The sequence below is a fragment of the Streptomyces sp. P13-3-3 genome, from assembly GCF_050571355.1.
GTDB classification, from domain to species: domain Bacteria; phylum Actinomycetota; class Actinomycetes; order Streptomycetales; family Streptomycetaceae; genus Streptomyces; species Streptomyces althioticus.
On sequence record NZ_CP192228.1, the window covers coordinates 5,283,266 to 5,310,163 of the forward strand.

22 protein-coding genes are annotated in these 26,898 nt (G+C 74.0%); 9 read left to right on the plus strand and 13 right to left on the minus strand.

Annotated features, from left to right (window positions below; translation table 11 throughout):
• Positions 1-205: 205 nt before the first annotated feature.
• The 5 genes from ACQZOG_RS23795 to ACQZOG_RS23815 form a co-directional block, all read right to left on the minus strand.
• Positions 206-1,711, minus strand: a complete 1,506-nt coding sequence (locus tag ACQZOG_RS23795; RefSeq protein WP_245657396.1) for a TrkH family potassium uptake protein — start codon at positions 1,709-1,711, stop codon at positions 206-208.
• Between the two features lie 62 nt (positions 1,712-1,773).
• Positions 1,774-3,087, minus strand: coding sequence for a Trk system potassium transporter TrkA (trkA, locus tag ACQZOG_RS23800; protein ID WP_430741778.1), 1,314 nt, complete (start codon positions 3,085-3,087; stop codon positions 1,774-1,776).
• Between the two features lie 289 nt (positions 3,088-3,376).
• Positions 3,377-4,657 (minus strand): HRDC domain-containing protein, encoded by a 1,281-nt coding sequence (locus ACQZOG_RS23805; protein ID WP_037642249.1) that lies wholly within the window; start codon positions 4,655-4,657, stop codon positions 3,377-3,379.
• A gap of 296 nt (positions 4,658-4,953) precedes the next feature.
• Positions 4,954-5,616 (minus strand): helix-turn-helix transcriptional regulator, encoded by a 663-nt coding sequence (locus ACQZOG_RS23810; RefSeq protein ID WP_006130493.1) that lies wholly within the window; start codon positions 5,614-5,616, stop codon positions 4,954-4,956.
• Positions 5,617-5,932: 316 nt separating this feature from the next.
• A complete protein-coding gene (locus tag ACQZOG_RS23815; RefSeq protein ID WP_084206961.1) occupies positions 5,933-6,607 on the minus strand; it encodes a DUF3000 domain-containing protein in 675 nt (224 codons plus the stop codon).
• Between the two features lie 160 nt (positions 6,608-6,767).
• On the opposite strand from ACQZOG_RS23815, the gene hemE reads away from it, so the two are divergent.
• The 5 genes from hemE (at position 6,768) to ACQZOG_RS23840 (ending at position 12,987) form a co-directional block, all read left to right on the plus strand.
• On the plus strand, positions 6,768-7,835 hold the full coding sequence (hemE, locus tag ACQZOG_RS23820; RefSeq protein ID WP_033274035.1) for a uroporphyrinogen decarboxylase: 1,068 nt from the start codon (positions 6,768-6,770) through the stop codon (positions 7,833-7,835).
• A gap of 304 nt (positions 7,836-8,139) precedes the next feature.
• Positions 8,140-9,432 (plus strand): ABC transporter substrate-binding protein, encoded by a 1,293-nt coding sequence (locus tag ACQZOG_RS23825; protein WP_033274034.1) that lies wholly within the window; start codon positions 8,140-8,142, stop codon positions 9,430-9,432.
• Positions 9,433-9,442: 10 nt separating this feature from the next.
• Complete coding sequence (locus tag ACQZOG_RS23830; protein WP_033274033.1) at positions 9,443-10,384, plus strand: carbohydrate ABC transporter permease; 942 nt, start codon at positions 9,443-9,445, stop codon at positions 10,382-10,384.
• Entirely contained in the window at positions 10,384-11,232 is an 849-nt protein-coding gene (locus ACQZOG_RS23835; RefSeq protein WP_058917171.1) for a carbohydrate ABC transporter permease, read from the plus strand. Before ACQZOG_RS23830 ends, ACQZOG_RS23835 begins: the two co-directional genes overlap by 1 nt.
• An 18-nt stretch (positions 11,233-11,250) precedes the next feature.
• A complete protein-coding gene (locus ACQZOG_RS23840; protein ID WP_430741779.1) occupies positions 11,251-12,987 on the plus strand; it encodes a CocE/NonD family hydrolase in 1,737 nt (578 codons plus the stop codon).
• Here ACQZOG_RS23840 and ACQZOG_RS23845 read toward each other — a convergent pair.
• The 3 genes from ACQZOG_RS23845 to ACQZOG_RS23855 form a co-directional block, all read right to left on the minus strand.
• On the minus strand, positions 12,976-14,019 hold the full coding sequence (locus ACQZOG_RS23845; RefSeq protein ID WP_193455867.1) for a substrate-binding domain-containing protein: 1,044 nt from the start codon (positions 14,017-14,019) through the stop codon (positions 12,976-12,978). The genes ACQZOG_RS23840 and ACQZOG_RS23845 overlap by 12 nt on opposite strands.
• Before the next feature lie 52 nt (positions 14,020-14,071).
• A complete protein-coding gene (locus ACQZOG_RS23850; protein WP_430741780.1) occupies positions 14,072-15,607 on the minus strand; it encodes a glycoside hydrolase family 43 protein in 1,536 nt (511 codons plus the stop codon).
• 70 nt (positions 15,608-15,677) lie between these two features.
• Positions 15,678-16,502 carry a rhomboid family intramembrane serine protease gene (locus ACQZOG_RS23855; RefSeq protein ID WP_033274028.1) on the minus strand — a complete coding sequence of 275 codons (825 nt, stop codon included), beginning with the start codon at positions 16,500-16,502 and terminating at the stop codon, positions 15,678-15,680.
• Between the two features lie 132 nt (positions 16,503-16,634).
• Between ACQZOG_RS23855 and ACQZOG_RS23860 the strand changes: the two genes are divergently transcribed.
• A complete protein-coding gene (locus ACQZOG_RS23860; protein ID WP_033274027.1) occupies positions 16,635-16,985 on the plus strand; it encodes a hypothetical protein in 351 nt (116 codons plus the stop codon).
• Positions 16,986-17,537: 552 nt separating this feature from the next.
• On the opposite strand, the gene ACQZOG_RS23865 is transcribed toward ACQZOG_RS23860, so the two are convergent.
• Positions 17,538-18,932: an FAD-dependent oxidoreductase gene (locus ACQZOG_RS23865; RefSeq protein ID WP_193455865.1), complete on the minus strand. Its 1,395-nt coding sequence runs from the start codon at positions 18,930-18,932 to the stop codon at positions 17,538-17,540.
• A gap of 37 nt (positions 18,933-18,969) precedes the next feature.
• Positions 18,970-19,983, minus strand: coding sequence for a DUF4349 domain-containing protein (locus ACQZOG_RS23870; protein ID WP_430741781.1), 1,014 nt, complete (start codon positions 19,981-19,983; stop codon positions 18,970-18,972).
• A 157-nt stretch (positions 19,984-20,140) separates the two neighbouring features.
• On the opposite strand from ACQZOG_RS23870, the gene hemG reads away from it, so the two are divergent.
• Both hemG and hemQ read left to right on the plus strand, forming a co-directional pair.
• On the plus strand, positions 20,141-21,598 hold the full coding sequence (hemG, locus tag ACQZOG_RS23875; RefSeq protein WP_430741782.1) for a protoporphyrinogen oxidase: 1,458 nt from the start codon (positions 20,141-20,143) through the stop codon (positions 21,596-21,598).
• 5 nt (positions 21,599-21,603) lie between these two features.
• On the plus strand, positions 21,604-22,335 hold the full coding sequence (gene hemQ / locus ACQZOG_RS23880) for a hydrogen peroxide-dependent heme synthase (RefSeq protein ID WP_033274023.1): 732 nt from the start codon (positions 21,604-21,606) through the stop codon (positions 22,333-22,335).
• 4 nt (positions 22,336-22,339) lie between these two features.
• Here the strand turns inward: hemQ and ACQZOG_RS23885 are convergent, their stop codons facing one another.
• Both ACQZOG_RS23885 and ACQZOG_RS23890 read right to left on the minus strand, forming a co-directional pair.
• The gene (locus ACQZOG_RS23885) at positions 22,340-23,896 is read right to left on the minus strand and encodes an alpha/beta hydrolase (protein WP_430741783.1); all 1,557 of its coding nucleotides are present in this window, start codon (positions 23,894-23,896) and stop codon (positions 22,340-22,342) included.
• Between the two features lie 99 nt (positions 23,897-23,995).
• Positions 23,996-24,778, minus strand: coding sequence for a TIGR04222 domain-containing membrane protein (locus ACQZOG_RS23890; RefSeq protein ID WP_037642270.1), 783 nt, complete (start codon positions 24,776-24,778; stop codon positions 23,996-23,998).
• A gap of 380 nt (positions 24,779-25,158) precedes the next feature.
• Between ACQZOG_RS23890 and ACQZOG_RS23895 the strand changes: the two genes are divergently transcribed.
• The gene (locus tag ACQZOG_RS23895) at positions 25,159-25,389 is read left to right on the plus strand and encodes a hypothetical protein (RefSeq protein ID WP_051724431.1); all 231 of its coding nucleotides are present in this window, start codon (positions 25,159-25,161) and stop codon (positions 25,387-25,389) included.
• Between the two features lie 50 nt (positions 25,390-25,439).
• Here ACQZOG_RS23895 and ACQZOG_RS23900 read toward each other — a convergent pair whose 3' ends face one another.
• On the minus strand, positions 25,440-26,750 hold the full coding sequence (locus tag ACQZOG_RS23900; protein ID WP_430741784.1) for a DUF692 domain-containing protein: 1,311 nt from the start codon (positions 26,748-26,750) through the stop codon (positions 25,440-25,442).
• Positions 26,751-26,898 lie beyond the last annotated feature (148 nt).

Consider the following 26,898-nt stretch of genomic DNA (forward strand, 5'->3'; position numbering starts at 1 on the left):
GGTGCGGGCGTTTTCGCAGGAAGAGCAGCCGGGACGAGGCTAACCCATGCTCCCGCCGCGGAGCGAGAGGCGGACCTGTGCCCCGTTCCGCGTATTCCCGATCACCGGCGACGCATGCGGACAGGGCGCCGGAATTCAGGCCAAGTGACCCTGGCAACAGCTCACTTCCCGGGGCGTCGGCCGGGTCCGGCCCGGTCCGGCGGGCTCACGCGCGCCAGTAGCCGCGCCGGAGCAGCACCGCCAGGGGCACGATCTCGATCCGGCCGAGCAGCATCAGCGCGCCGAGGACCACCTTGGACACCGCGCCGAGCGGCGCGTACGAGCCGGACGGGCCCAGCTCGCCGAAGGCCGGGCCGACGTTGCCGAGGCAGGCCGCGGCGGCCCCCAGCGCGGTGAACACCCCGCCGCCGCCCGCCCCGGCTCCCGTCGCAGTCCCCGTCCCCGCCCCCGCGTCCAGCGTCAGACAGAACGTCCCCACCGCCAGGACGAGCAGATAGAGCAGCGCGAACAGCAGCACCGAGCGGAGCACCCGCGCCCCGATCACCCGGCCGCTCACCCGCACCGGCAGGACCGCGTCCGGGTGCACCGCCTGCTCCAGCTCGCGCCGGGTGAAGCGGAGGAGGACGAGATGGCGGACGACCTTGACCGAACCGCTCGCCGACCCGGCGCACGCCCCGACGAACATCAGCGCCAGCAGGGTCAGCGTGGCGACCGTGCCCCAGACCGCCCAGTCGACGGTGGCGAAACCGGTGGTGGTCATCACCGACACCGCCTGGAACGCCCCGTGCCGCAGGGCGCCGGCCCCGCCCGCGTCCCCGGCGGCCCACAGTTCCGCCGCCACGACGCCCGAGGCGACGACGAGGAGCACGGCGTACGTCCTCAGCTCCTCGTCCCGTGCGGCCGCCCGGACCTGACGCAGCGCGGCGAGCCGGTACAGCTGCAGCAGGTTCACCCCCGCCACCGCCATCAGTCCGCACAGCACCCACTGCGTCACCGGCGCGAGACCCCGCGCCGAGTCGTCGTGCGGGGCGAACCCGCCGAGGGAGACGGCGGACGTCGCGTAGGAGAACGCGTCGAAGAGGCCCATCCGGCGGTCGAGACCGGCCCACCCCAGTGCGGCCAGCGCCAGGACGCCGGCCGCCGTCACCGCCAGGTACACCTTCCACAGCCGCCGGGCCGTGCCCCGGACGGTCTCGCCGAGCGTCTCGATCTCCACCGGCCCCGGCAGCTCCGACCGCAGCAGTTCACGGCCGCCGATGCGCAGCCGCGGCAGCACCGCGAGCGCCAGCACGATGATGCCCGCGCCGCCCAGCCAGTGGGAGAACTGACGCCAGAACAGCATGTCCGTGCCGAGCGCGTCGAGATCCGTCACGACGGTCGCGCCCGTCGCGGTGAACCCCGACATCGCCTCGAACCAGGCGTCGGCCGGACGGTCCAGCTGCGGGACGTCGCCGAGCAGGAACGGCACCGCGCCGAACGCGGGCGCGAGCAGCCACACGGCGACGACGACGAGAAAGCCCTCCCGGACGCCCAGCGGCGGGCGCGGGCCCGTCAGCCGTCTCAGCGCCAGCCCGGTCAGCGCCACGGCGGACCCGGTGACGAGGAACGGCCACGGCGGCTCGCCGACCGCGATTGCCACCGCCGCCGGCGGCACGAACGCGAGCGCGTACCAGGCGAGGAGGGTGCCGACGACACCCAGCGCGGTCCGCACGTCGACGTCGGTACGGCCGCGCGGCAGCCACCGGCGGCGGTACGGCAGTGGACGCGGCGGCCTCACAGGTCGTGCTCGATCGAGGGGACGCGGTCGGGCTCCGTGAGGACGACGACCCGGTCCCCGGGCCGCAGTTCGTCCTCCGCGCCGGGGAAGAGCACCGTTCCGTCCCGCACGATCGCGCCCACGGCGGCGCCGGGCAGCGCGCCGGCGGGGCGGTGCGCGAACCGGCTGCCGGGGCGCACGGTCACGTCCAGCACCTCGAAGCGGTCGTCGCCCAGGATCGCCATCTGGTGCGTGCGCTCCCCGAACGTGAAGCGGGCCATCTTCTCTGCGGTCTCGTCACCCGGGTCGATCGTCACGTCCGTGCCGGCCGCCTCGAAGACCTCGGCGGCGGCGGGGTCGTCGAGGACCGTCAGGGTCAGCCGCACCCCGTGCAGCTTCGTCAGCACCGCCGCGTGCAGGTTGCGGGAGTCGTCCTTCGCGGCCAGCACCGCGGCGCCCGCCGTGCCGATGCGCTCACGGCGCAGGAACGCCGGGTCCAGGCCCCGCGCATGGAACACCCGCGCCCGCTCCAGCGCGGCGGCCGCCGCGTGCGCCAGATCCTCGTCCGGTTCGACGATCCGCACCCGGACGCCGCGGCGGAGCAGCACCCGTGCCACGGCCGTGCCCATGCGTCCCGCGCCGTAGATCACCACGTCGTCGACGGGAGCGGCGCCCGTGACCACCCGGCTCCAGGCGCGGGCCGCCGTGGGGGACGCCATCGCGATGATCCAGTCGTCCTCCCGTACGGCCTCGTCCGCGTCCGGCACGGTCCAGCTCCCGTCGCGCACGACGGCGACCACCCGGGACGCGACGGGCAGCCCCGTGGCGCGCAGGGGCCGGCCGGCCAGCCGCGCGGCCGCAGGCCCCCGTACGTCGACGCCGAGGACGACCACCTCGCCGTGGGCGAAGAAGTCCACGTGCCGGGCGCCCGGCACCTGGAGCACCCGCTCGACCGCGCTCGCCGTCTCGAACGCCGTCGACACCAGCAGGTCCACGTCCAGGTCACCCGCCCGCCAGGCACCCAGATAGTCCGTCCCGGTGGCCCGTACGACCGTCCGCGCCGACGACAGCCGGCGCGCGAGCATGGCGGTGACGAGATTGACCTCGTCCCGCGAGGTGCACGCCATCACGAGGTCGGCGTCGGCGACACCCCCGTCGAGCAGCGTCTCCCGCCGGGTCCCGCTGCCGTGCACGATGCGTACGTCGTACGCGTGCGACACGGCCTCCAGCCGCGCCCGGTCGACATCGATCACCGTGCAGTCGTGCGCCTCGGCCAGCGACTTGACCACGGTCCCGCCGACCTGCCCGGCCCCGACCACGACGACCCGCATACCGGCATCGTGGCACGGCGGCGAAGCACCCGCCCGGCATGCGCGCCGGGCGTGGGACGCGTGGCCCGGCGGCCCGGGAGGGACGTGGGCGGGACGCACCGCCGACGGCGCCCGCCGCGAGGGCGGCCGGCCCGCGCGCGGCGCGCGCGGGCACGGACGGGCGGCCGGGAGGCGGCGTGGCACGGCACCGGTCGCCCGGCGCGGAACGTCACGGTGGCCCTGGGTCGCGCTCCGGCCGGCGCGCCCCGCAGGGGACTCTTCGCACCGCGTGCCGGGCGCGGAGGCGGGGTCAGCCCGTCAGGGCCGACACCAGGACCGGGGTCACCTGTTCCACCTGCCAGGCGCGGGCGCCGTGGGACGTCAGGGCCGCGGCGACCGTCTCGGAGGTGGCAGGGGCGGGCGGCTCCCAGCAGACCCGGCGCACGGTGTCCGGCGTGATCAGGTTCTCCGCGGGCATGTTCAGCCGCTCGGCGAGGGCGGTCACGCCGGCCCGCGCGGCCGACAGCCGCGCCGCGGCCGCCGGGTCCTTGTCGGCCCAGGCGCGCGGCGGCGGGGGACCGGTCACCGGCTGGCCCGGCTGGGGCAGCCGGTCCTCACTCAGCGCCTTCGCCCGGTCGACGGCCGCCTGCCACTGCTCGAGCTGGCGGCGGCCCACCCGCTGGCCGAAGCCGTTCAGCGCGGCCAGGGCGTGCGGGTTGGACGGCATGGCGAGGGCGGCCTCGACGATCGCCGCGTCGGACAGCACCTTGCCGGGGGAGACGTCACGGCGCCGGGCGATCCGGTCCCGGGTCTGCCACAGCTCCCGTACGACGGCCATCTGCCGGCGGCGGCGGACCTTGTGCATGCCCGACGTACGGCGCCAGGGGTCCTTGCGGGGCTCGGGCGGCGGCGCCGAGGCGATCGCGTCGAACTCCTGCCGCGCCCAGTCCAGCTTGCCCTGCCGGTCCAGCTCCTTCTCCAGCGCGTCCCGCAGGTCCACCAGCAGCTCGACGTCGAGGGCGGCGTACCGCAGCCACGGCTCGGGCAGCGGGCGCGTGGACCAGTCGACGGCGGAGTGGCCCTTCTCCAGCAGGAAGCCGAGCACGTTCTCCACCATCGCGCCGAGGCCGACCCGGGGGAACCCGGCCAGGCGGCCCGCCAGCTCGGTGTCGAAGAGCCGCGTCGGCGCCATGCCTATCTCGCGCAGGCAGGGCAGGTCCTGGGTGGCGGCGTGCAGCACCCACTCCACACCGGACAGCGCCTCGTCCAGGGCGGACAGATCGGGGCATGCGACCGGGTCGATCAGCGCCGTGCCCGCGCCCTCGCGCCGGAGCTGCACGAGGTAGGCGCGCTGTCCGTAGCGGTAGCCGGAGGCGCGCTCGGCGTCCACGGCGACGGGTCCGCGGCCCGCGGCGAAGGCGGCGACCACCTCGGCGAGGGCGGCTTCGTCGGCCACCACGGGCGGGATGCCGTCGCGGGGCTCCAGCAGGGGGATCGGCGCCTGTTCAGCAGAGGATCCGCCGTCGTCCGGAGGGGCGCCTCCGGTGGTGCGCAGTGAACTGTCTGCTGCGGTGTCGTGGGCGTCGGTCACCTGTCAAGAGTATCCGTACGGCCCGGTACCCGGCCCGCCCCACCGGTCGGCGACGCCGCCGACCAGCGAAAACAGGCCGCCCGCGCAGGCGCCCCTCAGGGACGCAGGGAACGGCGCGACCGGCCCCGCAAGGGGCGCGGGGAACTGCGCGATCAGCCACGGACGACCCGCGCCCGGCGCTGCGAGGTGGCACCACGCCCACCACCCCCAACCACCCCCACCAAGCCCACCGCGCCCGCCGACGCGAGAAGCATCGGCGGGCGCGGCGCGGGCAGGGGACGGCTCGGTAGGAGGGGTCAGTGAATGATTCCGGTGCGCAGGGCCACCGCCACCATCCCGGCGCGGTCGCCCGTGCCGAGCTTGCGGGCGATGCGGGCGAGGTGGCTCTTCACGGTCAGGGCGGACAGGCCCATGGAGACGCCGATCGCCTTGTTCGACTGGCCCTCCGCCACCAGCCGCAGCACCTCGACCTCACGGCCGGACAGCTCGCGGTAGCCACCCGGGTGGCTCGGGGCACCCGGGGGACGGCGGTGCAGGCGGGCGGCCGCCGCGCCGATGGGGGCCGCACCGGGACGGGTGGGGAGCCCGAGGTTGGTGCGGGTGCCGGTGACGACGTAGCCCTTCACGCCGCCGGCGAGGGCGTTGCGCACGGCGCCGATGTCGTCGGCGGCCGAGAGGGCGAGGCCGTTGGGCCAGCCCGCGGCGCGGGTCTCGGAGAGGAGGGTGAGGCCGGAACCATCCGGCAGGTGGACTTCGGCGACGCAGATGTCGCGGGGGTTGCCGATGCGGGGACGAGCCTCCGCGACGGACGAGGCCTCGATCACGTCGCGCACACCGAGGGCCCACAGATGGCGGGTGACGGTGGAACGGACGCGGGGGTCGGCCACGACCACCATGGCGGTCGGCTTGTTCGGGCGGTAGGCGACCAGGCTTGAGGGCTGCTCGAGGAGAACGGACACCAGGCCTCCTGGGGTGCGGGACGGGGCCGGCTCGTGGGGGTGAAGCCGGGACGAACCGTGCTTTCAAGGTCACAGTCGTCTTCGGCAGCAAACCTGATGTCCTTTAGGAAATGATCACGATCTGGTGAGTAACAATCCGGGCAATTCGGACGCACGATCGATCATTCGAAGATCGAACGGTTTCGGTCTGCGGCGAAACGCTTCCGAATGTGGCCGTATCGACAAAGAGACGGCCCGCGAGGCATCCGTGAGGGGTGAGGGGGACACCCGAAGAGCGGCATCCCGGACTGGCCGAAACCCGACCACCTGGCGACCCTCAGCGCGACTGCGGCCCCCGGCGCTGCGGCAGCGTCACCACCGACGCGTCCCCGGGCGCGGTCGGCGGCAGGCCCGCCACCTGCGCGAGCAGATCGCACCAGGCGACCAGATGGGTCGCCGTGTCCGGCACCCCGCCCAGCCCCTCCCGCGGCGTCCACGAGGCGCGGATCTCGATCTGCGAGGCGGCCGGCCGCTCGGACAGCCCGCCGAAGTAGTGGGAGCTCGCCCGCGTCACCGTCCCGCTCGGCTCGCCGAACGCCAGCCCGCGCGCGGTGAGCGCGCCCGTCAGCCAGGACCAGCACACGTCCGGCAGCAGCGGGTCCGCCGCCATCTCCGGCTCCAGTTCCGCGCGGACCAGGGTCACCAGCCGGAACGTGCCGCGCCAGGCGTCGTGCCCGGCCGGGTCGTGCAGGAGCACCAGCCGGCCGTCGGCGAGGTCCTCCTCGCCGTCCACGACCGCCGCCTCCAGCGCGTACGCGTACGGCGCGAGACGTTTGGGCGCGGGGGTGGGCTCGACCTCGACCTGCGGCCGCAGCCGCGCGCCGCGCAGCGCGTCGACAGCGGCCCGGAAGGGCAGCGGGGGCGTTTCCCCGGGTCCGGTGGTGCCCCCTGCCTCCTTCGGTTCGTCCATTCCGCCAGCGCCGTCCGACAGTCGTCCCTGAGCCGCAGCCATGCGGGGAAGATTAAGCGGAACGGGCCGTCGGCGCAGGGAGGGACACCCGTGCCGTCCGGGGGTGTCCGGATCACGCCGTCCCCCGCCGCGCGCCCCCGCTCCCCGTGACCAGGCATCCCGGCGGCCGGGACGGTTCCGGCGACATGCGAAACTGGCCGGTGTGAGCGCCAACGTGAGCCCGACGGGCAGCCAGCCGACCTCGACGTACGACAGTGCCTTCCTCAAGGCGTGCCGGCGTGAGCCGGTGCCGCACACCCCGGTGTGGTTCATGCGGCAGGCCGGGCGCTCCCTGCCGGAGTACCGGAAGGTGCGCGAGGGCATCGGCATGCTCGACTCCTGCATGCGCCCCGACCTGGTCACCGAGATCACGCTCCAGCCGGTGCGCCGCCACCAGGTCGACGCGGCCATCTACTTCAGCGACATCGTCGTGCCCCTCAAGGCCATCGGCATCGACCTCGACATCAAGCCGGGCGTCGGCCCGGTCGTCGAGCAGCCGGTGCGCACCCGCGCCGACCTCGACCGGCTGCGCGACCTGACCCCCGAGGACGTCCCGTACGTCACCGAGGCGATCGGGATGCTGACCCGGGAGCTGGGTTCCACCCCGCTCATCGGTTTCGCGGGCGCCCCCTTCACCCTCGCGAGCTACCTCGTCGAGGGCGGCCCGTCCCGCACGTACGAGAACGCCAAGGCGATGATGTACGGCGACCCGGAGCTGTGGGCGGACCTGCTGGACCGGCTCGCGGAGATCACCTCCGCGTTCCTGAAGGTGCAGATCGAGGCCGGTGCCTCGGCCGTGCAGCTCTTCGACTCCTGGGCGGGCGCGCTCGCCCCCGCCGACTACCGTCGTTCGGTGCTGCCCGCGTCGGCGAAGGTGTTCGACGCGGTGGCCGGCTACGACGTGCCGCGCATCCACTTCGGCGTCGGCACCGGTGAGCTGCTCGGGCTGATGGGCGAGGCCGGCGCGGACGTCGTCGGCGTCGACTGGCGCGTCCCGCTGGACGAGGCCGTCCGCCGCGTCGGCCCCGGCAAGGCGCTCCAGGGCAACCTGGACCCGACCGTGCTGTTCGCCGGGCGCGAGGCCGTCGAGAGCAAGGCCCAGGAGGTCCTGGACTCGGCCGCCGGCCTGGAGGGCCACGTCTTCAACCTCGGCCACGGCGTCATGCCGTCCACCGACCCGGACGCCCTGACGCGGCTGGTGGAGTACGTCCACACGGCTTCCGCCCGCTGACCGTATACGACTGACCGTCGTCCGGCGGCCTTCGGGCCGCCGGTGAGGCCGGTGCCGCGCGTTCCCGCGCGCGGCACCGGCCTTTCGCGTTCCCGGGCGCCCTTCGCGCCGGCCCTTCCTCGTCTCGTTCGGCACTCCGAACGACGGTCGCTATGTCGATAACGATTGGGCAACTTGCGAAAACTTTCTGTTGCTCCACCGACATTTTCGGCGGTAGACCTTGCCCAACTTCGCGGATGACTCGTTAGTTTGCGCAAACTAATCAGCATGTGGATCACTTGTGTCGACAGATCAGGAGCGCCCGATGACGAGGAAGACCCGCAGCGCGACGGCTGCCGCGATCGGCCTGTGCTGCCTCGCACTCGCCGCCGCCGGATGCGCCGGTGGCGGTGACGACGACGGCGCGGTCGGCGGCGAGGCGACGGTGACCGTCTGGACGAACGCGATGGAGGGACGCGGCCTGGTGTTCTGGCAGAACGCCGCGAAGGAGTACCGCAAGCTGCACCCCGACGTCACGATCAAGATCCAGACCGTGCAGAACGAGGACCTCGACGGCAAGCTGCAGAACGCCCTCAACTCGGGCTCGGCGCCGGACATCTTCCTCCAGCGCGGCGGCGGCAAGATGCAGGCCATGGTCGACGCCGGCCAGATCAAGGAGCTGGAGCTCACCGACACCGACCGGGCCAACGTGGGCGAGGCGGCCCTCGAGGGCGCCTCCATCGACGGCAAGGTCTACGCGATGCCGCTCGACACCCAGCCCGAGGGCATCTACTACAGCAAGGACCTCTTCGAGAAGGCCGGCATCACGGCTCCGCCGACGACCCTGGACGAGCTGAAGGACGCCGTCGCCAAACTGAAGGCGATCAAGGTCGCGCCCATCGCGGTCGGCGCCAAGGACGCCTGGCCGGCCGCGCACTGGTACTACAACTTCGCCCTGCGCGAGTGCAGCCAGGAGACCATGCAGGAGTCGGCGAAGTCGCTCACCTTCGACGACCCCTGCTGGACGAAGGCCGGCGACGACCTCGCGGAGCTGCTGGGCGAAGACCCCTTCCAGAAGGGCTTCCTCACGGCCTCCTCGCAGCAGGGCGCCGGGTCGTCGGCGGGCCTGATCGCCAACCACAAGGCCGGCATGGAGCTCATGGGCAACTGGAACCCGGGCGTCATCGCCGACCTGACCCCGGACAAGAAGCCGCTCCCCGACCTCGGCTGGTTCCCCTTCCCGGCCGTCCCCGGCGGCAAGGGCGACCCCACCGCCATCATGGGCGGCGCCGGCGGCTACTCCCTGTCCAAGAACGCGCCCGAAGCGGCCCTCGGTTTCCTCCAGTTCACGGTGACCAAGGAGCAGCAGGTGGCGTACGCAGAGGCGTTCGACACCATCCCGGTGAACAAGGAGGCCCAGGACGTCGTCAAGGAGCCGTACAACATCTCGGCGCTGCAGGCCTTCAACAAGGCCGCCTACTCCATGCAGTTCCTCGACACCATGTACGGCCAGAACGTCGGCAACGCCATGAACATCGCCGTGGTGAACCTGCTGGCCGGCAAGGGCACCGCGGCCGACATCGTCAAGGACGTCAAGGCCGCGGCGGAGAAGGGCTGACCGGACAGACATGAGCGACACCCTCGCCCCGCGGCGCGCGACCGCACGCCGCCGGGGCAGGACGCGACTGGAGATCGCCGTCCTGTCCGCACCGGCGGTCATCGTGTTCCTCGCGTTCGTGATCTTCCCGGTCGCGCTCGCCGCCTACTACGGGTTCTACCGGTGGAAGGGCTACGGGGACCCCACCGACTGGGTCGGCCTGAACAACTACCGGCTGATCCTCACCGACCCCGCGTTCCACGACGTCCTGTGGCACAACGGCCTGATCCTGGTGATGTCCCTGGCCGTCCAGGGGCCGCTGGCCATCGGTCTCGCCCTGCTGCTCAACCGGCGGATACGCGGCCGCTCCACGATCCGCGTCCTGGTCTTCGTGCCGTACATCATCTCCGAGGTGATCGTCGGCACCGGCTGGAGCCTGATGCTGCAGAGCGAAGGCGCCGTCAACGGGCTGCTGCGCGGGATCGGGCTCGGCTCGCTGGAGGCCGACTGGATATCCGACCCGGATCTGGCCATCTGGACGCTGATGGCCGTCATCACGTGGAAGTACCTCGGCTTCGCGGTGATCCTGATGCTGGCCGGCCTGCAGTCGATCCCCGACGAAATTTTCGAGGCCGCGCAGATCGACGGCGCCTCCTACTGGCAGATCCAGCGCCGGATCACCCTGCCGCTGCTCGGACCGACGATCCGCATCTGGGCGTTCCTGTCGATCATCGGCTCGCTGCAGCTGTTCGACCTCGTCTACATCATCTGGGGCCAGTACGTCTCGGGCACCGCCGGGACCTCCACCATGGCGATCTACATGCTCGCCCAGGGCCGCAACGCGGGCAACTACGGCTACGGCAGCGCCGTCGCCGTCGTGATGTTCGTGATCTCGCTGGTCGTCGCGCTGATCTACCAGCGCTTCGTCCTGCGCCGCGACCTCAAGGGCGCCGTCACGGAAGGGACCGTGTGATGAGCGCGACCACCATCTCCCGGAAGCCCACCGGGCGCGACGGCGGACCGGTCACCTACTTCGTCGCGCTGCTCCTCGTCGGCGTCTGCGTCGCGCCGGTGGTGTACATCGTGCTCGGGGGCTTCCGCACCAACGCCCAGATCACCACCGACCCGGCCGCGCTGCCCGACCCCTGGGTCAGCGTCAACTACATGGCCGTCCTCAAGTCGTCGGTCTTCTGGGGAGAGTTCGCCAACTCCCTGATCGTCGCGCTCGCCAGCACGGCCGGCATCGTCGCGCTCGGGCTGATGGTCAGCTTCGTCATCGCCCGCTACGACTTCCGGTTCAAGGGAGCCATGTACTCGCTGTTCGCGGCGGGCCTGATGTTCCCGATGGTCATCGCGATCACCCCGCTGTACCTGGTGATCAAGGACCTCGGTCTCGTCGACAACCTGCTCGGCGTGATCGTCCCGCAGATCGCCTTCGGCCTGCCGACGACCGTCATCATCCTGGTGCCGTTCCTGCGGGCCATCCCGAACGAGATCGAGGAGGCCGCCGCGCTCGACGGGATGAGCCGGCTCGGGTTCTTCTTCCGCATGGTGATCCCGCTGTCGCTGCCCGGCGTGGTGACCGTCGGCATCCTCGCCTTCGTCGGCAGCTGGAACAACTACCTGCTGCCCCTGTACGTCCTCAACTCGCAGGCCAACTTCACCCTGCCGCTGGGCGTGCAGGTCTTCTCCTCGCAGTACTCCACGGACACCGCGAAGGTGCTCGCCTTCACCTCGCTCGCCATGCTGCCCGCCCTGGTGTTCTTCTCGGTCTTCGAGAAGCGCATCGTCGGCGGCCTCACCGGCGCGGTGAAGGGCTGAGCGGAAGGGAACCGCACCGTGCACGTCACCTCCCGGCCGACACCGGACCCGGTCGCCGAACGCCGGGAGGTGACCTGCCCGTCGCGCGACGGAACACGGCTGCGGACCCTCCTGCTGCTTCCGCACGGCACCGGCCCCTGGCCGGCGCTCCTCACCCGCCACCCCTACGACGTGACCCACGAGGAGGACGACGGGTACCTGGACGTCCGCCGCATGGTCGCCGCCGGCTACCTGGTCGCGCTCCAAGACGTGCGGGGCCGCTTCGGCTCCGAGGGCGTCTTCGACCCCTGCGCCCAGGAGGAGGCGGACGGCGCCGACGCCGTGGCCTGGCTCGCGGCACGCCCCGAGTGCGACGGCACCGTCGCCATGTGGGGCGCGTCCTACGCCTCCGACACCCAGTTCGCCGCACTGCTCGGCGGCGCCCCGGCACTGCGGGCGCTCGCCCCCGCCATGACGCCCGCGCTGTCGGCGCTCGACGGCTTCCGCTTCCGCGGCGGCGTGCCGGAGCTGGGCAGCACCCTCGCGTGGACGCACCACGCCATCGCGCCGGACGCGATCACCCGTCTCCCCTCCGCCCGCGAGCGGGAGGCCGAACGCCGGCGCCACGAGGCGACCGGGCGGGCGATCGCGACGGGCGAGGCGTACCGCGCCGGGGCCCTGCACGAGCGGCGGGACGCCGAGGGCATCGTCCGCTGGGGGCTGGACCGGCTGCGGGAGCCGCTGGACTCGCCACGTCACCGGGCGGGGAAGATCGTCGACCGGCTCGACGCGGTCGACGTGCCGGTGCTGCTGACCGGCGGCTGGTTCGACGTGTTCCTCGGCCCGACCCTGGAGCTGTACCGGCGGCTGCGGCGCCGCGCGCGGGACACGGGCGGGCCGGCGCCCCGGCTGGTCGTCGGCCCGTGGACGCACGACGACTACTCCGGCCGGGCGGCGGGCCTCGACTTCGGCCCGGACGCCTCCGCCGAAGCCGTGGACCTCACCGCGCTGCACCTGCGCTGGTTCGACGCGGTGCTGCGCGGGGACGCACCCGGCTCCCCGCCGGTACGGGTGTTCCTGATGGGCGCCGACCGGTGGGTGGCGACGGCCGAGTTCCCGCCGCGTGACGCCCGGCCGCTCGAGCTGTTCCTCACCCCGGAGGGCGCGCTCGCCCCCGAGCCGTCGGGGAGCGGCGGCCGGCGGCTCGTCAGCGACCCGGCGTCCCCGGTGCCGACGTGCGGCGGGAACGTCCTGCTCTTCGCGCCGTTCGGGGCCGGCCCCGCCGACCAGACGGCGGTCGAGGCACGGCCGGACGTCGTCTCCTGGCGCACCGGTCCGCTGGAGGAACCCCTCACGGTGATGGGCGCGGTCCGTGCCGTCGTCCATCTCGTCACCACGGGGACGGACGCGGACGTGGTGGTCCGGCTGTGCGACGAACCCCCCGACGGCGCCGCCCGCGTCGTCGCTGACGGCGTGCGCCGGGGATCGGCGCGGTCCGTCGATCCGGTGACCGGCCGGGGCGGCAGAAGGCCGCTGGAACCGGGCCGGGCGTACGAGATCGGCGTGGACCTCTGGTCGACCGCGCACACCTTCCTGCCGGGCCACCGGATACGCGTCGACATCGCCCCCAGCTCGTCACCGCGCTGGGACGTCGGCACCAACACCTACGCCCCGGAAGGGGAGTTCGCGCCCCCGCTCACGGCCGAGCACACCGTCCTCCAAGGGGCCGGGCGGCCGAGCCGGCTCGTCCTCGACGTGGTCCCGTCACCCGTGTGACACGGGCCCGGTCGAGGCGCGCACGACCAGTTCGGTCGCCAGTTTCATCCGGGCCGGGGGCCGGGACGCGCCGTCCTCGCCCCGGGAGAGGTCGAGCAGCAGCTTGACCGCCGCCGCGCCCAGTTCGGTGCTGGGCTGGCGGACGGTCGTCAGACCGGGGGTGATGTACTGCGCCTCCGGCAGGTCGTCGAAGCCGATGACGCTGATGTCGTCGGGGACCCGCAGGCCCCGCTCGGCCAGCGCGTCGTAGACGCCGAGCGCCATCGAGTCGGCGCAGGCGAAGACCGCCGTGACGCCCGGATCCTCGTCGAGGAGGGTGTGGGTGGCGGCCGTCGCCTTCGCCCGGTTCCAGCCCCCGTAGGTCACGGTCACGGTGGCCCGCCCGCCGGTCTCGGTGTCCGCCGCCCCGCGGAAGCCGTCCACGCGGGCCCGGCTGAACAGATGGCGGGCGTGCCCGGCTACCACACCCAGCCGCTCGTGCCCCAGGGACAGCAGGTGCTCGGCGGCCATGCGGCCGCCCTCCCAGTTCGCCACGCCGACGCTCGTCACGCCCGCGGGCGGCGTGGTCATCGGGTCGATCAGCACCACCGGGACGCCCGCCGCGAAGAGCGCGCCGAACTGCGGCGACGCCGGGTCGACCAGCGTGCCGACCACGCCGAGGGTCCGCCTGCGCAGCACCCGTGACACCCAGTCGCCCTGCGGCTCGGCCAGCGTCAGCACGACGTCGAGCCCCGCAGCGGCGGCCTCGCGGCCGACCCCGGCGATGAGGAGGTTCGCCCACGACCCCTCGAAGTGGGTGACCACCAGGTCGAGGACCTGGGACCGGCCCGTCTCGTCCCGCGCGCCCTCGCTCCTGCCCTGGGCCCTGCGGGTGTAACCGACGGCCCGTACGGCCTCCATGACCCGCGCGCGGGTCTCCGCCGAGACGTCGGTCCCGCCGCGCAGCACCTTCGACACGGTCGGCACGCTCGTACCGGCGGTCTCTGCGACCAGGGACAGGGTGGGACGCGTTCCGGCTGGTCGGGGTGGCATGGGGGACAGATTAGCCGAACCGGCGCACGGGCCCTCCGGCCGCGGGCCGCCCTCACACGGCGGTCGCCGGGACGTACTCGAACCAGTCGAAGGCGACCGAACCCTCCGTGGCGTACATGCCGATGACGCGGCCGGTGAAGCCGGCGGCGACCTCGGTCGACAGGTACCGCCCGTCCAGTTCGGCGAGCGGGTGGGCGCCCGGGGCGGCGGGGTCGCCCAGCCAGAAGGCGAGGGTGTCGGGGCCGGTGGTGTGACCGCCGGTGAGCAGGGGTGAGGCGGGCACCAGGTCCGAGGTGCGGACGGTCACGCCGAGGAGCAGCGGTCCTGGCGGGGCGGGCCGCTGGGCCACGGTCTGGCTCAGCGGCCCGATCCGCGCCACGACACGCACCTCCCCGTCACCGGCCTCCACCTCGTAGTGGTGCGCCTCGTCCAGCCGTACGCAGATCCCGCCGCGTCCCGTGCCCGGGTCGACCAGGGCGGTGACGCGGCAGTCGTGGTGCTGCTGGCGGCGGCCGACGAACGTGTAGCCGGGGGTGTCCAGGGTGGGGCCGGTGGCGTGCAGCACCAGCGATCCTGGCCGCTCCGTGAGCGACCAGGAGCCCTCCGGGCGGGCGAACGGCGAGATCCAGTGCGGGGCGAGGGCCGTCCCGTCGAAGTCGTCGCGGGCGGGCGGGTCCTGCACGGGATGCCAGGCGCCGCCCGGCGCCGGATGACGCTCCGGCACGGGCGCGACGACCGGCCAGCCGTCCTCGTCCCACTCCACCGGCGTCAGGAACGTCTCGCGGCCCAGGACGTGCACGTCGGGCGTGAACCCGCGCGGGCGGACGCCGAGCAGCACCATCCACCAGCCGCCGTCGGGCGCCTGCACCAGGTCGGCGTGGCCGGTGTTCTGGATCGGGCGGCCGGTGCCGCTGTGCGAGAGGAGCGGGTTGCCGGGCGCGCCCTCCCAGGGGCCGCGCGGGGAGCGGGCCCGGGCCACCGACACGGCGTGGCCGCGCTCCGTGCCGCCCTCGGCGATCAGCAGGTACCACCAGTCGCCGATGCGGTAGAGGTGCGGCGCCTCCGGGTACTTGAGGCCGCTGCCGGACCAGGTGGGGAAGGGGCCCTCCACCACCGCGCCCGTGGCCGGGTCGATCCGCGCGAGGTTGACGCCGCCCGCGGGTCCGGAGAAGGCGCACCAGCAGGCGCCGTCCTCGTCCCACGCCAGGTCGGGGTCGATGCCCTCCAGACCGATCCACACGGGGTCGCTCCACGGCCCCTCGGGGCGCTCGGCCGTGACGACGAAGTTGCCGCCGCCGTCGACGTTGGTGTTGACGACCCAGAAGCGGCCGTCGTGGTGCCGGATCGTGGGGGCGTAGAGACCGCCGGACGCCTTCGAGCCGGGGAGCGGCAGGGGCAGTTGGGCGGGGCGGTCGAGCACGTTGCCGATCTGCTCCCAGTGCACCAGGTCGCGGCTGTGGAAGAGGGGCAGCCCGGGGACGTACTCGAAGCTGGAGCACACCAGGTAGTAGTCGTCGCCGACCCGGCACACGCTCGGGTCGGGGTGGAAACCGCTGATCACCGGGTTCTCGTACGTATGGTCGAACATGGTCCTCCCCATCGAACGGCGGGCCGCTGGGGGGAGTCTAGGCCCGCGGGCGATCAAGCGGGCGGTCGTTCTACCAGCCGGGCCGGGCCCGCCGGCCGAAGAGCATGCCGCGCGGCTCGGGCGGCGGGGGAGTGCCCGGCTTCAGCGGCCACGCCAGCAGCATGCCGACGACGAAACCGACGACGTGCGCCGCGTACGCCACCGAGCCCGCGTCCGTGACGCCCTGGCCGGCCGAGTACACCGCCTGGAGCCCGAACCACAGGCCGAGCACGATCCACGCGGGCAGCCGCAGCGGCAGGAAGATCAGGAACGGCACCAGCACCCAGACGCGTGCCTTGGGATAGAGGACCAGGTAGGCGCCGAGGACGCCCGCGACGGCTCCCGACGCGCCGATCAGCGGCTCTCCGGAGCCCGCGTTCAGCAGCGCGAAGCCGTACGCGGCCGCGTAGCCGCAGACCAGGTAGAACAGCAGGAAGCGGACGTGCCCCATGCGGTCCTCGATGTTGTTGCCGAAGATCCAGAGGAACAGCATGTTGCCCAGCAGGTGCAGCCAGCCGCCGTGCAGGAACATCGCCGTCAGCACGCTCAGTTCGGGCGACTTGTCGTAGCGGGGCGGGCCGATCACGCAGCCGGCGCCCTGCGGGCCCACACCGGTGGCGCCGGTCGGCACCAGGTTCGGCAGCTGGTGGTGGATCAGCTCCCTGGGCACCACCGCCCACCGCTCCAGGAACGACTGGAGGTGGCACAGGTCCGCCAGGCTGCCGCCGCCCCCGGTCAGGGAGCCGACGACACCGGGCGTGAGCGCCACGAAGACGACGACGTTGGCGATGATCAGCGCGTACGTCACCCAGGGGGTGCGGCGCGCGGGGTTCACGTCATGAACGGGGATGACCACATTCCACTGGTGCCCGGACGGCCGCAGGTGAATCGGCGGGCCCCTGAACGCCGCCCGTCCGCCGTGCGTATGTTCCCTCAACCGCCCGCGGCGCGGGGAAGGCGCCGCGGGGCCGACGTGAGGACACAGGCGATGAACGACCGAGTGACCGTCCCCGTGCACGCGCTGCCCGACGGCGAGGCCGAGCTGACGCTCGTGGTCCGCCTCCCCTGGGAGGACGTCGCCCGGCTCGGCCAGGAGGCGGGGCGGCTCGCCGCGCAGACGCAGCGGCCGGTGACGCTGGACGAGGCGGTCGGCCACCGCCTCCGCTCCACCCGCGCCACCGCCGCCCACGCCCGCCCGACGGCCGGCGAACAGCCCCCGGCCGTCCCGCCGGCCACCGCCTCCGCGACGTCGACGACCGGCTCGGTCTCCTCCCTCCCGTCCCGCCCTCCGGGCGAACAGGCCCGCCAGGCGATCGAACGCATCAACGGGACGGCGTGACGCCGACTCGTACGGCGGCCATGTTCCCGGCCCGGGTCGGCCGACGCGCGCCGGGCACCCCCCGGCTGCCGGACACGAGCCGCATGCGGGACGCGCCCCGCACCGGCCCGCCATACGCCTCGCACCGCCGGGCTGGCGCCGTGCGCGGGGCGTGAGCGGGCCTCGCCGGGCTGCGGACCTGCCGTCAGGTGCGGCCGGGGCCGGGCCGCCGGGCGGTTCTCGCAAGGGGACGAGGCGCGTCTGTCGGATCCGGGCGCATGGCCTGTGCGGCGGGGGCGGCTGCGTGTGTCGTGTGCCGGGTGCCCTCTGCCGGTGTGCCGGCCGGGTGCGGGCTGGACCGCCGGAGCGGGACCGGGTCCGCGCGCACGGGCGTGGACCCCGCTTCCGGTGTGGGCACACGGCGCTGTGCGGGCGGGGCCCGAGCTTCTGTCCGCTCGTGCCGAGTGCGGGGTGCCGAATGCCGGGCCGGCGGCCACCCGCGGCGGCCGCCGGCCGGGCCGCGGGGCCGTGTGCCGACGCCGGCCGCTCGGCCGTACCGGCTGCGGGGCGTGCTCACCGGCCCCGCACCTTCGCCGCCGCCTTCCGCGCCGCGATCTGGATCGGGTCCCAGACCGGGGAGAAGGGCGGGGCGTAGCCCAGATCCAGTGCCGCCACCTGGTGGACCGTCATGCCCGCCGTCAGGGCGACCGCCGCGATGTCCACGCGTTTGCCCGCGCCCTCGCGGCCGACGATCTGGACGCCGAGGAGGCGGCCCGTGCCCAGTTCCGCCAGCATCTTGACCGTCATGGGCGCGGCGTTCGGGTAGTAGCCCGCGCGGCTGGTCGACTCGATCGTCACCGTCTCGAAGCGCAGGCCCACCCGGTGGGCGTCCTTCTCGCGCAGGCCGGTGCGCGCGATCTCCAGGTCGCACACCTTGCTGACCGCCGTGCCGACCACGCCCGGGAAGGTCGCGTAGCCGCCGCCGGCGTTCGTGCCGATGATCTGGCCCTGCTTGTTGGCGTGGGTGCCGAGCGGGATGTGCCGCAGCTGCCCGGAGACCAGGTCGAGCACCTCCACGCAGTCGCCGCCCGCCCACACGTTCTCCTGGCCGTGCACCCGCATCGACCGGTCGGTGAGCAGCCCGCCGTGGTCGCCGAGGGGCAGCCCGGCGGCCCGCGCGAGCGTGGTCTCGGGCCGTACGCCGATGCCCAGGACGACGACGTCGGCGGGGTACTCGGCGTACGCGGTGGCGACCGCCCGCACCCGGCCGTCGGCGCCGGTGGGCAGCGCGGTCACCTCGGCGTCGTCGACCATCGTGATGCCCAGCCCGGTCATGGCCTCGCGCACCAGCCGGCCCATGTCGGGATCGAGGGTCGCCATCGGCTCGGGCCCCCGGTTGACGACCGTCACCTCGTACCCGCGGTTGATCAGCGCCTCGGCCATCTCCACACCGATGTAGCCCGCCCCCACGACCACCGCGCGGCGCCCCTCCGTACGGGTCAGTGTGTCCAGCAGCGCCTGCCCGTCGTCCAGGGTCTGCACCCCGTGCACCCCGGCCGCGTCGATCCCGGGCAGGTCCGGGCGGACCGGCCGCGCACCGGTCCCGATCACCAGCTTGTCGTACGACGTCCACGACTCGGCGCCGGACTCCAGGTCACGGGCGCGCACCCGCCCCCGGTCCACGTCGATCTCCGTGACCTCGGTGCGCAGCCGCACGTCGATATGACGTGCGCGGTGCTCCTCGGGGGTCCGGGCGATCAGTTCGTCCCGGTCCCCGACGTCGCCGCCCACCCAGTAGGGGATGCCGCAGGCGGAGTAGGAGGTGAAGTGGCCGCGTTCGAACGCCACGATCTCCAGCTCGTCCGGGCCTCTCATCCGCCGGGCCTGCGACGCCGCGGACATGCCCGCGGCGTCGCCGCCGATCACGACCAGCCGTTCCCTCACCCCGTGCGCAGCGCTCGTGTCCATGCCGCCCACGCTACGGGGGAGGGGCGAGCAGGGTGCCTCAGGCGTCGCCGTTCCCGGCGTCCGGGGCGCGCCCCGGGATTGGCGGGGCGACGGGCAGCGGGCCCGGGCCCGTTCCCGAGCCGCCGTCCGCCGCGGACCCGGGACGCGGGCGGCGCGCCACCCGGGGGCTGATCAGCTTGCTCCACACCAGCACCACCAGCGCCGCCACCGCCGCGAACGGCAGGACCGCGCCCAGCGCCAGCATCAGCCAGCGCAGCAGGGTCAGGAAGACGCCCCAGCCACCCGCGAGCGCGTCCAGGAAACCGGGCTCCTCGTCCTCCTTCGCCTCCTTCTTCACCGGCGTCTCGGACAGCGTGAGCGTGATGGTGGCGAGACTCGCGCGGTCCTTCAGGGACGCCTGCCGGGCGAGCAGCGACTCCAGGTCGGCCTGGCGGGTGCTCAGCTCACCCTCCAGGGTCACCACGTCGCTGAGCCGCGTCGCCCGGTCCATCAGCTCGCGGATCCGCGCCACGCTCGCCCGCTGCGACGTGATACGGCTCTCCACGTCGACCACCTGGTCGGTGACGTCCTCCGCGTTCGCGTTGCGCTCGACCAGGGTGCCCGTGCCCTCCAGCGCGGCCAGCACCTTGTCGTACGCGTCGACGGGCACGCGCAGCACCACCCGCGTGCGCTCGTCGCCCACGGCGTCCCTGCGGGTGGTCTCGTCGCCGACGTAACCGCCCGCGTTCGTGGTCGCGGTGCGTGCCTCGTCGAGCGCCGTCGGCACGTCCTTGACGCGCACCGTCAGGGAGGCCGTGCGGATGATGTGCTCCGTCGCCGGCCGGGGCGCCGACGGGGCGGACCGGTCCGCCGTGCCGCCCGGCGCGCCCTGCTTCCCGGACTCGGGCGCCGCGTCCGCCGCACCCTTCTCGTCCGCCGCCACCCCCTGCCCGTCTCCGGCCTTGCTCGCCCCTCCGTCGCCGGACGCGCTGCACCCGGTGACCGCGAGGGCCGCCGCCAGCAGCGCCCCCGCCAGGGCGTGGGCGGATCGTACGGATCGTCGTGTGCGCATGCGGGACTCCCCCTGCCGTGGTGACGCTGACGATCCTCAGACGCCGCAAGGGGGACGGGCGTTCGGCCCGGACGGTCGCGATGGGGTCACGGTCGGGACTCGGCGGGGCCACACGGCCCTGGCGGACCGGCGCGCGGCATTTGAGAAGGTGGAGGGCATGAGCGGAACACACACGGACGGCGGCCGGCACGCCGTCGTCGTCGGAGCGGGCATCGCCGGACTGGCCGCCGCGCACCGGCTGCTGGAGCACGGGGCGCGGGTCACCGTGCTGGAGGCCTCGGACCGGGTCGGCGGCAAGCTGCTGCCCGGCGAGATCGCGGGCGCCCGCGTCGACCTCGGCGCGGAGTCGCTGCTGGCCCGCCGGCCCGAGGCGGTCGGGCTCGCCCGCGCGGTGGGCCTCGCCGACCGGCTCCAGCCGCCCGCCACCGCCTCCGCCACGCTGTGGACCCGCGGCGCCCTGCGCCCCATGCCGAAGGGACACGTCATGGGCGTCCCCGGCACCGCCGCCGCCCTCGCCGGCGTGCTCTCCGACGAGGCCCTCGCCCGGATCGAGCGGGACGCCGAACTGCCGCCCACCGAGATCGGCGACGACGTCGCCATCGGCGAGTACGTCGCCGAGAGGTTCGGCCGTGAGGTCGTCGACCGGCTCGTGGAGCCCCTGCTCGGCGGGGTGTACGCGGGGGACGCGTACCGCATCTCGATGCGCTCGGCCGTCCCGGGCCTCTTCGACGCCGCCCGCGCGCACGCCACCCTGACCGAGGCGGTCCGCGCCGTGCAGGCGAAGACCGCCGCCGCGCAGCGGACAGGACCCGTCTTCACGGGCGTCGCGGGCGGCGTGGGCACCCTGCCGCTCGCGGTCGCCGACTCCCTGCGCGCCCGGGGCGTCCGCATCCTCACCGGCACCCCGGTCACCGAGCTGCGCCGCGAACCCGACGACGGCTGGCGGCTCGTCGCCGACGGCGAGGTGCTGCACGCCGACGCGGTCGTCGTCGCCGCGCCCGCCCCGGCCGCCGCGGACCTGCTGCGCGCCGAGGCGCCGGGCGCCGCCGCCGAGCTGTCCGCCGTCGAGTACGCCTCGATGGCGCTGATCACCCTCGCCTACCAGCGCGACGAGGCACACCTGCCCGAGGGCAGCGGGTTCCTGGTGCCGCCCGTCGAGGGCCGCTCGATCAAGGCGTCCACGTTCGCCTCCCGCAAATGGGGCTGGATCGCCGAGGAGAACCCGGACCTGGCCGTCGTGCGCACCTCCGTGGGCCGCCACGGCGAGACGGAGCTCCTGCACCGCGACGACGACGAGCTGGTGGAGCTGTCCCGGCACGACCTGAAGGCGGCCACCGGCCTGGACGCCTCCCCGGTCGCCGCCCGCGTCACCCGCTGGGACGACGGCCTGCCGCAGTACCCGGTCGGCCACCACGCGCGCGTAGCCCGCGTCCGCGCCCACCTCGCCGGCCTGTCCGGGCTGGCCGTCTGCGGCGCCGCGTACGACGGCGTCGGCGTCCCCGCGTGCATCGCGAGCGCCTACGCCGCCGCCGACCAGATCCAGGGTGACCTGCGCGCTGTGCAGCAGCTCACCGCGCACCCGGTGCAAAGCCTTCACGGAGGAGCAGGAGAATAAGGGACATGAGTGACGACGCCACCACCCCCGCGCCCGACCGGATCCCCAACAAGGGCAAGCTGGCCAAGGACCTCAACGAGGTCATCCGCTACACCCTGTGGTCCGTGTTCAAGTTGAAGGACGTCCTGCCGGAGGACCGCGCGGGCTACGCCGACGAGGTCCAGGAGCTGTTCGACCAGCTCGCCGCCAAGGACGTCACCATCCGCGGCACCTACGACGTGTCGGGCCTGCGCGCGGACGCCGACCTCATGATCTGGTGGCACGCGGAGACCGCCGACCAGCTCCAGGAGGCCTACAACCTCTTCCGCCGCACCAGGCTGGGCCGCGCGCTGGAGCCGGTCTGGTCGAACATGGCGCTGCACCGCCCTGCCGAGTTCAACCGCTCGCACATCCCGGCGTTCCTCGCCGACGAGACGCCCCGCGACTACGTGAGCGTCTACCCGTTCGTGCGCTCCTACGACTGGTACCTGCTGCCGGACGAGGACCGCCGCCGCATGCTCGCGGACCACGGCAAGATGGCCCGCGGCTACCCGGACGTGCGCGCCAACACGGTCGCGTCGTTCTCCCTCGGCGACTACGAGTGGATCCTCGCCTTCGAGGCCGACGAGCTGTACCGCATCGTCGACCTGATGCGTCACCTGCGCGCCTCCGAGGCCCGTATGCACGTCCGTGAGGAGGTCCCGTTCTTCACGGGCCGCCGCAAGGACGTCGCGGACCTGGTCGCCGGTCTGGCCTGAGCTCTCAGGCCCGGGGAGCGGGCGCCGGGTGCGGTGCGCAGGACGCGCGCCGGCCCGGCACCCGCCCCTCCAGCAGATACGCCGTCAGGTGCGCGTTCACGCACGCGTTGGCGCCGCCCGCGAGGCCGTGGCTGCCGGCGTCCCGCTCCGTCACCAGCGCCGCCCCGGCGAGCCGCCGGTGCAGCTCCAGCGCCCCGTCGTAGGGGGTCGCCGCGTCCCGTTCGGCCGCCAGGATCAGGGTCGGCGGCAGCTCGCCCGCACCGGCGCGCACGTCGAGCGGCCGCTGCCGGGGCGCCGGCCAGGAGGCGCAGGGCAGGTTCGTCCACACGTTGTCCCACGTCCCGAACGGCGCCCGGCGCGCCAGCCGCGTGTTGTCCCGGTCCCACACCGCGAAGTCCGTCGGCCAGGGGGCGTCGTTGCACTGAACGGCCAGGTACACCGCGCGGGTGTTCTCCGCCTCCGCCGCCGCCTCGGGCTGCTCCTCCGCCTGCTCCACCAGCGGTGCGGGGTCGCCCTTCAGATACGCCGACAGGGCGTGCGCGCGCTGCGGCCAGTGGTCGTCGTAGTACGCCGCCTTCAGCATCGACGCGTGCAGCTGCGCCGGACCGACCTTCCCGCCCGCCGGCTCCCGCGCCAGCCGCTCCCGCACGACGTCGTAGCTGTCGCCCACCTTCCGCGCGGTGTCGCCCAGCCCGTACACGGCGTGGTGGCGGGCGGCCCACGCCCGGAAGTCCGCCCAGCGGTCCTCGAACGCGGCCGACCGGGCGAGGCCGTTGCGGTACCAGATCCGCTCCGGCGCCGGGTTCACCGCCGAGTCGAACACCATCCGCCGCACGTGCGAGGGGAACAGCGTCGCGTACAGCGCCCCGACGTACGTGCCGTACGACGAGCCGAGGAACGTCAGCCGGGTCTCGCCCAGCGCGGCGCGCAGCACGTCCAGGTCGCGTGCGTTGTTCGGCGAGGTGTAGTGCTGGAGGGCGTCGCCGGCCCGCTCGGCGCACCCCCGCGCGTACGCCGCCGCGCGGGCCGCGCGCTCCCGCTTCACCGCTGCCGTCGGGTGCGTGGGCGCGGGCGCGGGGCCCTGGTGGAAGGTGGCCGGGTCGGTGCACGACAGCGGGGCCGAACGGCCCACCCCACGCGGCGCGTAGCCGACCAGGTCGTACGCCGCGGCCAGCCGCTTCCAGCCCGGGACCACGCCCAGCATCGGGAAGTACATGCCGCTGACGCCCGGCCCGCCCGGGTTGTTCACCAGGGAGCCCTGGCGGGGCACCGCGCGCCCGGTCGCGGGGTCCTTCCCGGTGGCCCGTGTCCGGCTCACGGTGAGCCGGATGCGCTTGCCGTCCGGGCGGGCGTAGTCGAGCGGGACGCTCAGCGTGCCGCACTCCACCGTGGGCGGCAGCTCCTGCTCCTCGGTGCACGGGCCGAAGTCGATCCCCTCCGAGGCCGCCCGCGCGGCGGCGACCGCGGTGCCGCGCGCCTCGGACGCGGACGTGGAGGGCGACGCGGGTGCGGGGGTGGTGAGGAGCAAGGACCCGGCGGCCACGAGGGCGGCGGTTCTCATCGGTGAGGTGATCCCTTCGGTGCGCTGCGGCGACAAAAGGGATGTTTTCGGTGTGCGTGGTGCCGGGCAAGGACCGCCCGCCGGGTGTCGGCGACGGGTTCACCACTCCACGCGCGGCTCCCGGTGCGCGAAGGCGGCGCGTACCTGCGGCTCGCCCACCGCGTGCACCCCGCTCACCGCGACGGAGGTGAGGTACGCGCGGTCGTCGTCGGTGTCGCCGGCCGCCGCCCGTCGCGCGGAGGCGAGCAGACGCCGGCCCGCCGGGGACGCCCAGGGTGAGGCGGGGCTCAGCTCGAAACGGGCGATGGCGAGACAGCCCAGCGTGAACGCCAGCGGCAGCGCGAACCACAGGGCGACCAGCAGACGCGGCATCTGCGACGGCACCGGCATGAGCAGCGCCACGGCGGCGAGGCCGGTGATCGCCGGCACCGCGAGACGCGTCCGGCGCAACGCCCGCGCCACGGTCCGCCCGTCGCCCTCCGGCACCGCGAGCCCGGCCCGCACCAGCCGTTCCGCCAGCGTCCGCACCGCCTCCGCGGTCGCCGCGGCCTTCCGCACCGGCGCTATGCGCGACTGGCCCTCCGGCCCGATCGCCCCTATCACCGTGCGCTCCATGTCGTCCCGCCCGCGCGGATCGACGACGGTGGCCCAGCCGGTGTGCGCGAGCAGCAGCCGCCGCTGACGGGCCATCGCGACGAGCGTGAGGTCGGCGACCCGCGCGGGCCCGCCGGACAGGAACGCCGCCTCGTACAGCGTGAGCCCCCGCCGCTCTCCCGCACCGTCACCGGCAGCCGCCGCCTCACGCACCGCGGCCCGGCACAGCCGCACCCCGACGACCCCGGCGATCGCCCAGGCCAGCAGCAGGAGAGGTACCCAGAACATGAGTTGTTTGTAAGGGACACGGTCGCGAAAACACCATGCCTTGTTCACGATCCGGACACGGCGTTGCGGATATGTGACGTTCCGCGGAACCGCCCTGTGCCATTCTGCTGACGATCATCAGTGGGAGGGGCGGCACGATGCGGGTCAAAGGAAGTCTGCGCCGATGGAGCTGGGGGGTGACGGTGACAGCCGTGGTGCTGGCGGCCGGTTGCTCGCCCGGCAGTGACTCCGGTGCCCCCGTGACCGTCGCGGGTGGGAACGGCGTCAGTGCACAGCCCACGCCCGCAGCCACAGCCACAGCCACAGCCACGGTGTCCGCCGCCACCAGCCCAGCCCCGCCCCTGAAGGACGGAACCGCCGTACTCGTCCGCTGCGCGGACATGGAGGACCCGTACGCGACCGTGGAGATCAGGAATCCCAACGCACATGAGGCCGTGCTGGAGGTGAAGATCCACTTCGTCGACGCGTACGGCTCACCGCTGCTGGACACCAGCAATCAGGTGGTCGTCGCCGCGAAGGACGAGCTTGCGTACCGGGTGCCCGCCAAGTTCCAGTACACGGACAGGATCGCGCACTGCGAGGTGGAACCCGTGGTACGGGCCGTCCGTTGAAGTGCGGTGTGTCCGAGGGCTGACGGACGAACACCCGGTGCGGGCCGGTGTCAACGGCGCAGCAGGGCCCGGCGGGTCGCTCGGGCCAGGCGGGTCGTCGGGCGGTGGGAGCGGGGGTGGGGGCCCGAGCGGTCGCGGTGCCACTCGCGCAGGGCGCGGCGCATGCGGGGGTCGTCGAGGCGGCCGGGGTGCAGGAGGTGTGCCACGAAGGCCATCGCGTCGTGCCGGTAGCCGCCCGTCATCGGGCGGGTCTGCGCGTACGCGAGGAAGGCGGGCCGGTAGCCGTCGCCGAGGATCTCCGGCAGCTCCGGGGCCACCTTCGCGACGACGTCCGCCCGCTTGGCGGCCAGCGCCCGCGCCTGCACCCGCATCCGCGTCCGGTCGAACCCTTCGGGCACCGGCGTCCCCGCGACCAGCGAGGACAGCACCTTGGTCTGGGCGAGCGCCAGCCGCTCCCGGGTGGCCCCGGCAACGGGCTCGGCGGCGGCCGGCTCCCGTACGGGCTCCGGCGCCGAAGGCACCCGGGCGCGGTCGCCCGTCTCCACCGCCCCGCGGATCGCGTCCAGTTCGCGCTCCAGCTCCCCCGGCGGCGGGAAGTTCTCGTCCCGTTCCAGCAGCACGCCCGGCGGCGAGACGCGGGAGGCGAGGTCCGTGAGGATGTCGAGGACCGGCCGCGGCACCGGGTGCGCGTGGCTGTCGTGCCACACGCCGTCCCGTTCGAACCCGCCCGCGACATGGACGTACGCGATGGCCTCCAGGGGCAGTTCGGCGAGCGCCTTGGCCGGGTCCTCGCCGCGGTTGACGTGGTTGGTGTGCAGGTTGGCGACGTCGATGAGGAGTTGGACGCCGGTCCGGTCGGCCAGCTCGTACAGGAACTGTCCCTCGGTCATCTCCTCGCCCGGCCAGGAGAACAGCGCGGCGATGTTCTCCACGGCGAGCGGTACTGGGAGCGCGTCCTGGGCGATGCGGACGTTCTCGCACAGCACGTCGAGGGCGTCGCGGGTGCGCGGCACCGGCAGCAGGTGCCCGGCCTCGATGCCGGGGGACGCGGTCAGCGGACCGCCCGCCCGCACGAACGCGATGTGCTCGGTGACCAGGGGCGACCCCAGCGCCGATGCCCGCTCGGCGAGCGCGGTGAGCCGCCCCTCGGCGGGGCGTTCGGCGCCGCCCAGCCCCAGGGAGACCCCGTGCGGCACGACGGTCGTGCCACGCTCGCGCAGCCGCAGCAGCGACGCGGGCAGATGGCCGGGGCAGACGTTCTCCGCCACCGCCTCGACCCAGTTGATGCCCGGCATCGCCTCCACCGCGTCCGCGATCTCCGGACGCCACCCGATCCCGGTCCCCAGCCGCACCGTCGTCATCCGCGTCCCCTCCTTCACCCCGGACGCTCCCGCCCGGCCCCCGATCCGTCCGCACGGGCGTGCCGGACGTGCCGGGGATATGACCCGCGGCTCGGCGCACGAACCGTCCTGCGGCCGCGTTCAGAGGAACATTTGAGGTTGGGGAAGG